Origin of the sequence: Vibrio sp. L85 (assembly GCF_963871815.1) — a bacterium.
GTDB classification, from domain to species: domain Bacteria; phylum Pseudomonadota; class Gammaproteobacteria; order Enterobacterales; family Vibrionaceae; genus Vibrio; species Vibrio harveyi.
The window spans coordinates 57,847-68,633 of the sequence record NZ_CAWMYL010000112.1 but is presented as its reverse complement, the minus strand read 5'-3'; the positions used below and the strand labels follow the sequence as shown (position 1 = coordinate 68,633).

Genomic DNA, 10,787 nt, shown 5'->3' with positions numbered 1-10,787 from the left:
ACATTTCTAATGGGGAGAAAAGAGGACATTTCTATCGGGGATTGACAAAAGGGTCGGTTGTTAACAAAGGCTAACTATTTGATTAAGCGTTTCATAAGTGTCTGATAACCAAGCTGTAATTTTTAATTTTGTGAGTTTCCATAACTCAAGTTACTTGTACTATTCCTAACGATTGTTTTGTGCAATCTACGAAAAACGCCGAAATCCCCGACCGCCACATTATGAAGCGTTCTGTATCGGCAAAAACAACAAGAAAAATAATTTTAGTCAGTTATCCAATATGCGAGCGTTGTCATGTTTCACGAGTCATTCCGCACACTCTTTTGGCGAGAGTTTAAATCCATCAAGCAAGGCGCTGAATATTTTCACGTGTCCAAACCGACGATTACTCGTTGGCTTGATGGTACGGTTCCAATCAATCCAATGGCAGAAAAACTCATGTTGATTAAGTCGCTTGGTTACTTACCTAATGATTTGCGTTGGTCTGGCTTTCGTGTGTGTGAGAAACGCGCCATCATCATCACGCCGTCTGGTCGTGAGTTCAGCCCGAAAGAATTGGAAAGTTTTGTGTTCTGGCGTGATGAGCACCGCCAGCTTGTCGAAAAGTTTGGACACATAGACCAACCTAAGGTCTATCCTGCAAAAGAAAACGTCTTACCGTTTCGTGGCGGCCATCGAATGAAAGCCGCCGATTGGATACCCACTAAAAGCCGTAAATATTAGGCTCTTATTTCGCTTAAATAAGACGAGGAAAGGAGCTTAGTTTGCGTGTTTTTTGTGATTTCTAGCGTGGACATACCTATTATGCCTATCTTCCAGAAAATTTCTTGTAACTTTTGTTCTGATGTGTCAATAGTGTCAAGTAAAATATCCAATTCATAAACAGACGCTTTCATCTCTGTTATCGCTTTAATTTCGTTAATTGTTAGGAAGTCTTGATAAGCACAAATTTTATCAATAATTCTTAATAATTTTTCTTTGCTTTTTTTGAATTCATCCATAATTATGCTGTAGCAATTGAAATCTTTATCTTTTTTGATTGCTTCGTTTATGAGAAGAAATGCCAACATGTCCAATGAATTCATGTGATTGTATTTTTTAAAGAAACCTTCTCGTTCTGTTTGTATTTCTAAGCTTTTTATTAAATTGCTTGAAACAACAATGAGTTCTATATGCTCTATTCTTAAAGCAGACGTTACCCTGTGATGCCTCGCTTTCCTAGGAATATAAGAATCTAAGAACCAAACAAAAAAACCTGTTATATATCCAGTTGAAATTGTGAAATATATATCGCTACCATTATCACTCTTAGAAAATAAACTGTTAATGAATTCGATGTTCATTAACGGTTCTGCGTTGGATTCTTTTATTGCAACAAATAATGAAGCAATGAAAAAAATAAATATTATACTATCACCACCTTCACTCATTTTTTTTGTTGCTTTATGCTTTATAGCGGATTTAATGAAATGAAAATGCAGCGAGATAGATAGTTTTTGTTTTTCTTTTGAGCTTTTTTTAATTTTCATTTTTACTATTCGATAGCATCAGTTAGACCAATAAGTTTCTGATAATCTTCCCATAATAAGAAGCTGTTTGGTGCATTACGGTAATTTTGAATTAGACGTTCGCACTCAATCAAATCTTCACGCCGCCAATCACGAGTTTGAAGGTCTTGAGACTCAACAGTAAGCATTTCCGTTTGATAGGAACAACTGCCCCAACCCCCATCTAAATTATATCTTTTACTTGAATTTGCTAGAGTCACCATTTTAAAGTGAATCGTAATGAAATTTGAAACAGACATCCCATTCGAAATATATCCATTACAATGGATACCATGGGAACTCATCTTATTGGTTCTTTCTTTGAATATATTAACGTTTTTCTCATGCTCATATATGCCGTATGCAAGAACGCAAAAATTGATGAATTTTGCATTCTTAACATTAAATTTTGATATATAACCTATGCAAGCTGTTAATTTTTGAATGAACCTCTCAATATCTCTTAGCTCAAATTTATCATTGTTGAGCATTTCAGATAATAACTTTATCTTTCGCTCATTATCGTTAGAGTATGGCGTTAGTGTCATATTAGGGCACATGCCATCAAAGTCTATTCCTTTTTTTAATAAATAGTTGTATAAGGATGGTTTTTTAATGCTATTTTTTGATTGAAAAACCTCCGAAGGTATCTCTCTGAATCGAAACCTTGTCCATAAATACATTTAATGGATTCTTGTAAAGACTCTGTATCAGATGCTATTAGAAAATTGCATCCATCCACGTCAAAGAAATGTTTTATTACTTCAAGGGTCTTTATTGCGTAATCTGGTCGGCATCTATCTAGTTCATCAACTAGAATGATTATAGGTGAATTGCATCCATAGATGTCACATAATATATGAGATATCGAAGTTATTTGTATTCTTATTTCTTTCATTCCTTCAACTAAGTCTATTTGATTTCCAAGCATTGAAGAAATAATGGATTTGTTATAATTTTCCAGACTCATTGAGCTACTATTTTGTTGCGTCGTTAAATCAAGCAAAGTCTGAGAGAAATCAAATTCTTCATTTAAAGTTGCGTCTCCAGTAACTGCTTTGTAACCAAGAGATGATAACTTAAATATATACGCTACCTTTGAAATGCTACCCATTAATTTATTTAGTGCTTCATTTATGTCGACAAGCTCTTTTTTAGGGCGACTATTTGCCAAAAGGTACCCTAACTGGTTTAAAAACTCTGCGCAGATAACACTCAACGGGTCGTTGATAAAATCACTTTCCCAAGCATTGATGTATATAACCGGATGTTGCTTTTTGGCGATGGATACATATAGCCTTTTTAACAGTTCAGTTTTTCCAGTACCCCACGCACCATTGAGGTTGATCACGTGGCCATTTGTTTCTGAAGTCAAAATTGAAACCAAGAAGTTACCATACTTTTCTCTGCCAGTAAGGCATGTGTCCCAGTTAAAATCTTCCTTCCATTCGCTAAACTTCGAAGCTCTAAGTACGTCTGTCATCATTTATACCACTAAGATAGTTACCTTTCTGATTATATGGGTATTTTCCACTCGCTCATATACGTGCGCCTATGATATTTGGTTAATAAATGAAAAAGCCGAACCCCATCGCTAAGGTTCGGCTTTTCTGTAGGCTTCTTGATTTTGGTGGACGTTGATGAAAACGAATTGGAAGCCTGTCGAGGTCATTCGACCTGCCAAATGTATTGGCTCCCTGCCCGCTGTGTAAATCGTCATTAGTCTGGGTTCGAAGTCTGTCGCACGTTTTAAGCCTTTAGCTATCAACGTTACGTGAGGCTTTTAGAACCAACACGCTTTCGCGTACGTCTTGAAGTCCTTTGGTCAGTTGCTTGTTGATAGCAATCTGGTATTTCAGATTCATCCCCATAAGCGCAAACATCACAAGCGATTCCGACGAAAAGCCCAGACCGGATAAGGCGTTAACTAGGGCTGTTTCCATCCAAGCCCCCTACACTTTTGGTTGGTTTCCAGCTGTCCGGCAGCGCTTCATAAACACCGATAACCGCCGGAATTGCCAAACCAATCGCACCGCCAAGGTTTACGCCCGTTTCGGTGATTTCGACGCTGAATAAATGCCCGTAACCTGTCGCTGCAGCGACGACCGAACCCAATAACGCCAAGCCTTTTAATGTTGAACGTTCAAACATGGTTGATTTCTCCCTAAATCAGATTCACACCTTTAATCACGGTGTCTTTGTTGTAATGGCGACCCACTTCCATGATGCTCATGGCATGCAGGACTTCGACCAATAGTGGCGTGTTGTTGACTAAATCAATGCGCTCATCCATGCCAACGCCAACACGACCCGCGACGAACTGCGCATAGTTGTGGGTTTTGTTCTCGCTTGGTGGCGCGAATCGGTGAATGATTTCACTGAGCGTGAACAGCTCGTGCCGCTGCTGGTAATTGCGCAGCAAGATAGCCCCAGCACGAAAACCCCATTCCGGTGCTTTAAAGGTTTCGAATGCGTTATCTCGTGACGGCGTAACCTTGCCTTTCCACGGGTTTCCCGCGATGCGAATGTTTAACGGGTTGTTGATGCGTATCCCGCGAACGCTTGAAGTGGTTGTCATGGTAAAAGCTCCTATCCCTAGAATGACAATGGCGATAATCAGTAGCGGCATACTTACACCATCTGATAAAAGCCGATGTTTGCGCACTGGCTGTAATACACTTCCAGCTTGCACGGCGCGGTAAAGTTGCCGCTGGCACCTGATACCGTCACGGTGTTTCCTGATACCGCAAACGAACATGGGCGACTTTCTAACACGGCGCGACGCGAGTCGGCGTCAGTAATCGCGAATATCAAGTGCTGCTCTGGCTCGTAACGCATTGGAAAGCTCGGTAAGTCAAAACTAAAGTCACCGCTTGCTGGGACATTCACGGGTAAAGTGTAAAAGCCGCCCTGGTCACTTTGTTCTGTGTTCGCCAGCTCTGGGCGTTCACCTTCTTTGCCCCAATAGACGCCCGCACCCGTTAGCACGGTGTAGCCGTTATCGGTGTGCTCTAAACGCTCAACAAAAAACGCATAACGTTGACCATCAACGGCTGGGTTCATGCTGTGGCGTGGAATACTGAGCCATTCTTCACGATGCTTAAGGACTTCGGTTTCTTGAATGGTTTTGCTGGCAATGATGCTGGTTGCCTTGCCATTACGATTGAGCGCTACCACGCCAAAGCGAATTTGGTCATTTGCTCCGCCGCTGATAAAGCGCAGATAACAACGGTAGTCATTGCCCTCTAAACCACTGTGGTTGATGAGATACGGACGTTGTGGGTCAAACACTTGAAACACCACTTGTTTTGCACCATTACCCCAAGCCGCCGCAAAGCCACCCATTAACTCGGTGAAATCCACATCATCGGGATTCAGCTGGGCATCGTTGGACACTTCATACGTACCCCAAACAGGCATTTTGTTGGAATTGGTGATGCACTCCACGCCCCAAAATGGCGCGGCTGGCATTCCGGTACTGGTATAAGCGTTCATACTGTCCGCTTGTCTATAACCCATATTAGACGCCCAGCGGTTGCCCATGCTTTGGTCATGAACCCCAAGGAATGCGGCGTTTTTAAGTAGATTGGCAGGACGAACCGTCACGGCTCCACCGTTGCCCGCGTTTGCCTTGGCATCGTCAATGCAATCTGCCAAGTATTCGATTTTGTTGCGTGGACTGCCGTTTGGCATGTTCTCGCGTACTGTTCCCATGCTGTTAAATCTCCATTAGTGTGACGGTGTCACCCGCTGCGCCCGTTAACGTCATGGCGGCTTTGCTGGCAATCTCGATTCGTTCGCCCGCTTCCAGTTCAAAGGCATCGATAAACACTGATTGCGCATTAGTCTTAGATGCTTTGATGGTCATGGCTTTGCGGTCGTTGTTTTGTGCAATGTTGTGAGGAAAACTGCTCACCGCTTCGGTGATTAACTCGCTGCTGGCTTCTTCGGCTACGCGTACCACTTGCGCGGCAGAAATACGCACCGCAGTTGAGCTCACCACGCGCACATCAAACTTATCTGCCTGACTTAAAGGCGGCATAGACTCGATAGTCAGTGGTGCCAATTTCTGGTTTGGTGCTAGTGCGATTTGCTGATTTTCCGCAATCTGCATGGGTGGCAGTGATTGAATTTCCACACTTGGCAGCGCCTGAATCACCACGCTTTGCCCTTCCATTGGCGGCGTGAACGTGCCAAAGCCAAACTGAATTTCAATCTCGTTGTCGGTACGACTTGAGATGAGTAAGCGTCCTAGCTGCTGACCTTCACCCACGTTAAACACCGAGGATTTGGCAAGCGTCACGCGCTCGCCTGTAACCTCTCGATAAACGTCGATTTCACCTTGTGCCGCTTTCAAATACAGCCAATTGCCGTCTGGAGTAAGCGGGATTTGTTGTCCCGCGATTAGATGTGTATTCATTTTTTCTTCACCATCACAAAGCCAAGCATCAACACCAACACAATCGCGAGTGCCAACATCATCTTGCTGGTTTCAACTTGCCCGCCGTCTTTGTTGAACTTGGCAAGCTCCATCATAGATTCGAGGTTTTTCGAGTTCTGCGCAGCCTGACTGCCCGCCATCCCTGCCAGCATGTTGAGGTTTTCGCTGTTGGTTGAGGCGTAGGTTTTCAGTGACGCCCCAGCAAAGTCCGCCACTTCATCAATGGCGGTTTCTGCTATGTCGCGGTTGGTGTCCATGACTTCGAGCGTAATACGTTCATGGCTTTCCACCATTTCGCCGCCAAGTTCTAGCGCTGCATTCACAGCGCCATGGTCGGTCATAGTGGCGTTAAGCGTCGAGTTGTTCACACCCGAAATTGCCACGCCAAGGTTATCGCCCTCAATGGCATTTTGACCGCTGGTATTGGTGGTGTTACTGGTATTGGTCGATTTAGACTTGGAACGTCCCATTTAAAAGCCCTCCAAATCGAGGCGAATAAAATCGCCGTCTTGTTTTTCCGTAACGCCAAGGCGACGAACCAAACGCGCCACACCTTCAAAGGCAGTATCTGCAACCAGTGAACGGATGCCCGCCGCTTTCACGGTTTTACACAGTTGCTTGATACCCGCTGCCAATCCCTGTCCAACCACTGCCCATAGGTAATAGCTTTCACCATCACGTTCGCCCGCAATCAGTAAATTGCACTTGTCACTGGTTAATCGATACAAAGACACGCGCCCGTCTTTGACGGCTTTGCACAGCTCTTTGTATTCATTCGGTACGGCGCGAAACGCTGGCTTAAGTTCGCCAAGCGCTCGCGCTGAGTGCGTCATGACTTGAATTACTTCTTTTTCCATAGCCACAGCCCCGCCAATAACGCGAACACAATGGCAATCAAGGTCACACGGTCGATACCACTACCGCCCATGCTGATGTTGCCCATTGATAGGTTGCCGCTGGATTGTCCGGTTGCTTCACTGCTGGCAGAAGCGCCCGCGCTGATTGGCATCGAACCTGAGTTAGAAAGTGGGAAACCCATCATAATTTGAAGCCCCGCTTATAAAGGATGTAACACACCAGAAGTAAGCCCAGCACCAAGCCAATACGGTCAAAACCGCCCGTTAACTTGATGCCAGCCCATACGCCCACCGCACCTGCTATCAGGTAAGGAATAAAAGGCATTACTTCTTCCCCTTAGTGGCGAACACCACTAACAACAGCACCAGTAAGAGCACCGCACCCATGGCAACGTAAGTCATGTTTACCCCCGCAAATGCGGAGGTAGACACAGGTTCCCCAGTGGGTTGTTGGTAGTCGTTATTGTGCTTGCGCTGTTCATCGGGGTTGCTAGATTCCACGCGCTGCGCTTCGTTTTGCAGCTTGATGCCTAGCCAGTCTTTGCCAATGTCGGTCACGTCAGTCAGCAATTCGCCGCCCGTCTCTAACACGCCATCCCAAATACCGCCCCATGTTTCCTGCGCCATCACCATAACGCCCCCCTTACTGCGCTGTAGGCACAGACACTTGTTCGATGGCTTCAATCAGTACCGGAATACTGCCCGCTTGTGTCTTTTCGACTTCGAACGCCAGTTGCTTCATGGCTGCCGTAGGCAAACGCGCTTCGCTACCAAAGCCGCAGCGTGTAAAGTCCATCGAGAAGAAGCCCGCATTTTGCTCACGACCCGCTGATGCCAAATCAAACGCGTTGTCCGCTTTGTTAACGTTCAGTTCTTCGCGCTCATCACGCAGAACACGAACACGCTCAATCGTTGAGTCTTTCAGGTGGACACGTTTAAGTGACAGCGACGCGCTACGCTCGGCAAAGTCAAACGGTGTACGACCGCTTGATGCTGCGTACCAAGTTTGTGAGTAGATGCGAGGCATGTAGATACGCTGAGATTGCGCCGCCGTTGTATGAGCACGAGCGCGAATCATCGGCGCAGGCTGACCAGACTTGGCTTTTAACTGGATGTACATAAACCAGATTTCGCCTTGTAGAGTCACTAGCTCACCTGTACGGATACCCAGTTTGGTGCGCATCGACAAATCAGAGAAGTTGAGCACGTAACGACCTTGTTGCACGTACTCTTTTTTGTGCTCTTGTAGGTCGATAAGATCTTGCGCTGTCACATTAACGATTTCGCGACCGTTCACTTTCACAGTGATGCGCTCAATGTCTGCTGGGTCGTTAATGTCTGTGACCAGTTCAATGTTTTGGTACGTTGGACCCGATACCAAGCGCAATGTGGCTTGGTTGCCCCAGTTCACACCTTCGACTGGGTCAAGCTCACGAGGGCGTGGGTTAAAAGGCTGTTTTAACGCTTCCATTAGAACCATCCTTTGTCGCCGTTTAGGGTTTCACGCACTGGCGTTAGTACGCTGATGTTGTTGATAGCCGCAATCACGATTAGCGTGATGATGAGCGCCATCAATAGGTTTTTATGTTGCTGTTTCATGTTGTTCCTTTCGGTTGCACACGGTTAAAAAGTGATTTCATGAAACAAGGAATTTGAAAGGCTGGGAAGTTGGAGCAACCTATAGGTTAAGTGGTTAACCTATAGGTTGAATGAGCGTTGAAATTAGCCGTGAATCTTACCCGTCAGGCAGTTAAACGAGGACTTTTCGACGTTGCCAATACCTTCACGAACCAATAAATATTCGGCAATGGGTTTGCCTATGGCGGCTTTGTTATTCTTAGCAGATTTCAGCCCTGCCAGCGTATCGACACACAAGCCCTTTTTGTCAGCAAGCCAACGAGCGTCAGCCATCGAGTTAACCGCGCCAATCCACCAAACGGGTGATTGCTCGGTGACGGTTTTCGGCACTTCCTGCCCACGCTGGAATATTGAATGCAGCACCAGACCATATTGACGACCACCACGCCACAGTTCGCCCGCTTTGCCTTTGAGTTTGCCGGACGTCTCCACACAACTAGCGAGTTCTTCAATCACCACATGCAAGCGGTCAGCGTCACCATTACCGACCGCCCACACCGCAGCGCTGAAAAACTCCAATTCATCACCACACGCACCCTCCCTTGGAACGTACGCCAGCTTGAACGACTTGCCACGTTTACGCGCCAGCACTAAGGCTTTAACGAACGCGACACGCGATGAGGTTTCAAGGCACATTTGCCCGCGATACTTCGCACCCGCATAGTTTCGGTATGGGTCAAAAAAAACCGCTTGCGCGGCTTTTGGTACTAAACCCAAGTGCTTAACAGCGGAGGTTTTACCCCCACCAGTACCCGCCACATAAATCACATGCTCTGCATCATGCGACGGGTTTGAGTTAACCGGATTAGGGAACTTAAGCGGCATCTTTTTCTTTTTGCTCACGCTGTTTTTTCTCCTCTATGGCTAGTAGTTCCTTTTGGTGCGTCATGGTCTTTTTCGCGCTGTAAACCAAAGACAGCACTGCCAGACCCAGCACGGCTTCTTCCATGTAATTACCGAACATGGACGTGACCGTGTCACCATGCTTTTCAAGCACTGGTAAAGCCGCTTCAATCACCGCTGCTTTGCCTTTCTCATCGAATTCGAAGTCCACACCGGAAATGATGCTGGTTGCTTGTTCGGCAATGGTAAACAGCACCGACAGCGCCCCTTCGAACATTTCACCCGCTGGCTTTTCTTCGTTAGCGGCTTCGGTTGGCGCATCAATCACAGCGTTGGTTTCGGTTTCTTCTAGTCCACTGATAACCGCTGAAAAGTCGCCCCAATCATCGTGTTCCGGTTGGTTTTCAAGTTCACCCTGCATTGATTGGCTCTCCCTGTTCGCTTGATTCGTCGGTTGATTTCTTGGTTGGTATCAGTTGGCGCACTGCCCAAAGCAAAAGCGCGACAATTGCCAGCCCAGCCAATACCTTTTTAACCGGAAAGACACGCTTTTTAACGGGCATTGGGGGTTCACTTTCTTGCGCTTCAACCGTTGCCACTTCATTTTGCTCTAAACTAGTTGTGTCAGTGCTTTCAACGGCTTCAACCACTGGCTCAACCGTTGAAATATCACTCTCATTAGTGACGGTGTCACTCGATTCTGGCGTGTTCAGTTGGTCTACCGATTCAACCATGTTGGATTCCACAAATGAGTTAATGCTTTTACTCATTGGGCTGTTGCCACAGCTTGGACACTTGTAATAAAGCAGTCCTAAATTACGCCCGTTTTTGGTTGGTTCACCTTCGGCAATCAGCTTACCTTCACCCACTCGGTGAACGGTGGCGTGACTACTACAAACTGGGCACGAAACGTGCCCACGAATTGGGTTTGGGTGTTTACTCATCGGCGACCGCCTCAACATCAGAAAGCTGCTCAATGTTGGCTTCGACACAAGCGCGGTACTTTTCACGCGCCACATTGTTTAGCTTGGTTAGCTGCTCGATATGGGCGAATAACGCCGGATTTAAGCCAAACGCTTCAAGTGTAAAGTTACCCGTCATAAGCATCTTGCTGGCACGTTTGATAATCGCGTTGGTGTCCATGTCTTTAAACTGGCTCAGTTCTTTTTCAACACTGGCGTTAAGTTTGTCGGCAGCATCCAGTGCCGCAATTGCTTGATTACATTCGTTAAGAGATAGCATTTTCATTTAGTTAGCCTCCGCTGGTAGTTCATCGGTATCAGGTTTTTTCTGGATTTGTTTGTTTACTTCTTTCATCCAGACCAGCAAAAGACGCCAAAACACGCCTCCCTTGCTGCGCTTTACTTCCTTTTCCATTTCATCGGTGATTTTGTCGATGTTGCTCATTGGGTTTCCTTTCCTAGTTTGCTGAAATCGTTTCGCAAGCAAGTGCCCAAACGG

The 10,787-nt window shown here is 45.9% G+C and carries 21 protein-coding genes; 1 reads left to right on the top strand and 20 read right to left on the bottom strand.

What is annotated here, in order from left to right:
• The first annotated feature begins 294 nt into the window (after window positions 1-294).
• Window positions 295-723 carry a phage protein gene (locus tag AACR11_RS11745; protein WP_029788459.1) on the top strand — a complete coding sequence of 143 codons (429 nt, stop codon included), beginning with the start codon at window positions 295-297 and terminating at the stop codon, window positions 721-723.
• On the opposite strand, the gene AACR11_RS11740 is transcribed toward AACR11_RS11745, so the two are convergent.
• From AACR11_RS11740 to AACR11_RS11645, 20 genes are all read right to left on the bottom strand, one after another.
• Complete coding sequence (locus tag AACR11_RS11740) at window positions 720-1,529, bottom strand: hypothetical protein (RefSeq protein ID WP_079324751.1); 810 nt, start codon at window positions 1,527-1,529, stop codon at window positions 720-722. The two genes, AACR11_RS11745 and AACR11_RS11740, sit on opposite strands and share 4 nt — an antisense overlap.
• Before the next feature lie 5 nt (window positions 1,530-1,534).
• Window positions 1,535-2,095 carry a hypothetical protein gene (locus AACR11_RS11735; RefSeq protein WP_079324749.1) on the bottom strand — a complete coding sequence of 187 codons (561 nt, stop codon included), beginning with the start codon at window positions 2,093-2,095 and terminating at the stop codon, window positions 1,535-1,537.
• Window positions 2,096-2,130: 35 nt separating this feature from the next.
• Window positions 2,131-3,033, bottom strand: coding sequence for a KAP family P-loop NTPase fold protein (locus tag AACR11_RS11730; protein WP_079324747.1), 903 nt, complete (start codon window positions 3,031-3,033; stop codon window positions 2,131-2,133).
• Window positions 3,034-3,304: 271 nt separating this feature from the next.
• On the bottom strand, window positions 3,305-3,490 hold the full coding sequence (locus AACR11_RS11725; RefSeq protein ID WP_029788456.1) for a hypothetical protein: 186 nt from the start codon (window positions 3,488-3,490) through the stop codon (window positions 3,305-3,307).
• Window positions 3,471-3,698: a hypothetical protein gene (locus tag AACR11_RS11720; protein WP_029788455.1), complete on the bottom strand. Its 228-nt coding sequence runs from the start codon at window positions 3,696-3,698 to the stop codon at window positions 3,471-3,473. Before AACR11_RS11720 ends, AACR11_RS11725 begins: the two co-directional genes overlap by 20 nt.
• 13 nt (window positions 3,699-3,711) lie before the next feature.
• The gene (locus AACR11_RS11715) at window positions 3,712-4,176 is read right to left on the bottom strand and encodes a hypothetical protein (protein ID WP_029788454.1); all 465 of its coding nucleotides are present in this window, start codon (window positions 4,174-4,176) and stop codon (window positions 3,712-3,714) included.
• A 2-nt stretch (window positions 4,177-4,178) separates the two neighbouring features.
• On the bottom strand, window positions 4,179-5,261 hold the full coding sequence (locus AACR11_RS11710) for a hypothetical protein (RefSeq protein ID WP_029788453.1): 1,083 nt from the start codon (window positions 5,259-5,261) through the stop codon (window positions 4,179-4,181).
• Window positions 5,262-5,265: 4 nt separating this feature from the next.
• Window positions 5,266-5,967 (bottom strand): hypothetical protein, encoded by a 702-nt coding sequence (locus AACR11_RS11705; protein ID WP_029788452.1) that lies wholly within the window; start codon window positions 5,965-5,967, stop codon window positions 5,266-5,268.
• Window positions 5,964-6,458, bottom strand: coding sequence for a hypothetical protein (locus tag AACR11_RS11700; RefSeq protein ID WP_029788451.1), 495 nt, complete (start codon window positions 6,456-6,458; stop codon window positions 5,964-5,966). The genes AACR11_RS11705 and AACR11_RS11700 overlap by 4 nt, the downstream gene beginning before the upstream one ends.
• Entirely contained in the window at window positions 6,459-6,845 is a 387-nt protein-coding gene (locus tag AACR11_RS11695; RefSeq protein ID WP_029788450.1) for a hypothetical protein, read from the bottom strand.
• Window positions 6,830-7,030 carry a hypothetical protein gene (locus AACR11_RS11690; protein WP_009697812.1) on the bottom strand — a complete coding sequence of 67 codons (201 nt, stop codon included), beginning with the start codon at window positions 7,028-7,030 and terminating at the stop codon, window positions 6,830-6,832. Before AACR11_RS11690 ends, AACR11_RS11695 begins: the two co-directional genes overlap by 16 nt.
• Window positions 7,027-7,170, bottom strand: a complete 144-nt coding sequence (locus AACR11_RS11685; RefSeq protein ID WP_009697813.1) for a hypothetical protein — start codon at window positions 7,168-7,170, stop codon at window positions 7,027-7,029. The genes AACR11_RS11690 and AACR11_RS11685 overlap by 4 nt, the downstream gene beginning before the upstream one ends.
• Window positions 7,170-7,478, bottom strand: coding sequence for a hypothetical protein (locus AACR11_RS11680; RefSeq protein WP_009700337.1), 309 nt, complete (start codon window positions 7,476-7,478; stop codon window positions 7,170-7,172). The genes AACR11_RS11685 and AACR11_RS11680 overlap by 1 nt, the downstream gene beginning before the upstream one ends.
• A gap of 10 nt (window positions 7,479-7,488) precedes the next feature.
• Window positions 7,489-8,316, bottom strand: a complete 828-nt coding sequence (locus AACR11_RS11675) for a major capsid protein P2 (RefSeq protein WP_009697815.1) — start codon at window positions 8,314-8,316, stop codon at window positions 7,489-7,491.
• Complete coding sequence (locus AACR11_RS11670) at window positions 8,316-8,444, bottom strand: hypothetical protein (RefSeq protein WP_005455307.1); 129 nt, start codon at window positions 8,442-8,444, stop codon at window positions 8,316-8,318. The genes AACR11_RS11675 and AACR11_RS11670 overlap by 1 nt, the downstream gene beginning before the upstream one ends.
• Before the next feature lie 123 nt (window positions 8,445-8,567).
• Window positions 8,568-9,326 carry a hypothetical protein gene (locus AACR11_RS11665; RefSeq protein WP_029788449.1) on the bottom strand — a complete coding sequence of 253 codons (759 nt, stop codon included), beginning with the start codon at window positions 9,324-9,326 and terminating at the stop codon, window positions 8,568-8,570.
• The gene (locus AACR11_RS11660) at window positions 9,298-9,747 is read right to left on the bottom strand and encodes a hypothetical protein (protein WP_029788448.1); all 450 of its coding nucleotides are present in this window, start codon (window positions 9,745-9,747) and stop codon (window positions 9,298-9,300) included. Before AACR11_RS11660 ends, AACR11_RS11665 begins: the two co-directional genes overlap by 29 nt.
• Window positions 9,737-10,270 (bottom strand): hypothetical protein, encoded by a 534-nt coding sequence (locus tag AACR11_RS11655; protein WP_029788447.1) that lies wholly within the window; start codon window positions 10,268-10,270, stop codon window positions 9,737-9,739. Before AACR11_RS11655 ends, AACR11_RS11660 begins: the two co-directional genes overlap by 11 nt.
• Window positions 10,263-10,574 (bottom strand): hypothetical protein, encoded by a 312-nt coding sequence (locus AACR11_RS11650; RefSeq protein WP_029788446.1) that lies wholly within the window; start codon window positions 10,572-10,574, stop codon window positions 10,263-10,265. Before AACR11_RS11650 ends, AACR11_RS11655 begins: the two co-directional genes overlap by 8 nt.
• Window positions 10,575-10,733: a hypothetical protein gene (locus AACR11_RS11645; protein ID WP_009697820.1), complete on the bottom strand. Its 159-nt coding sequence runs from the start codon at window positions 10,731-10,733 to the stop codon at window positions 10,575-10,577. It lies immediately after the preceding gene.
• Window positions 10,734-10,787: the final 54 nt, after the last annotated feature.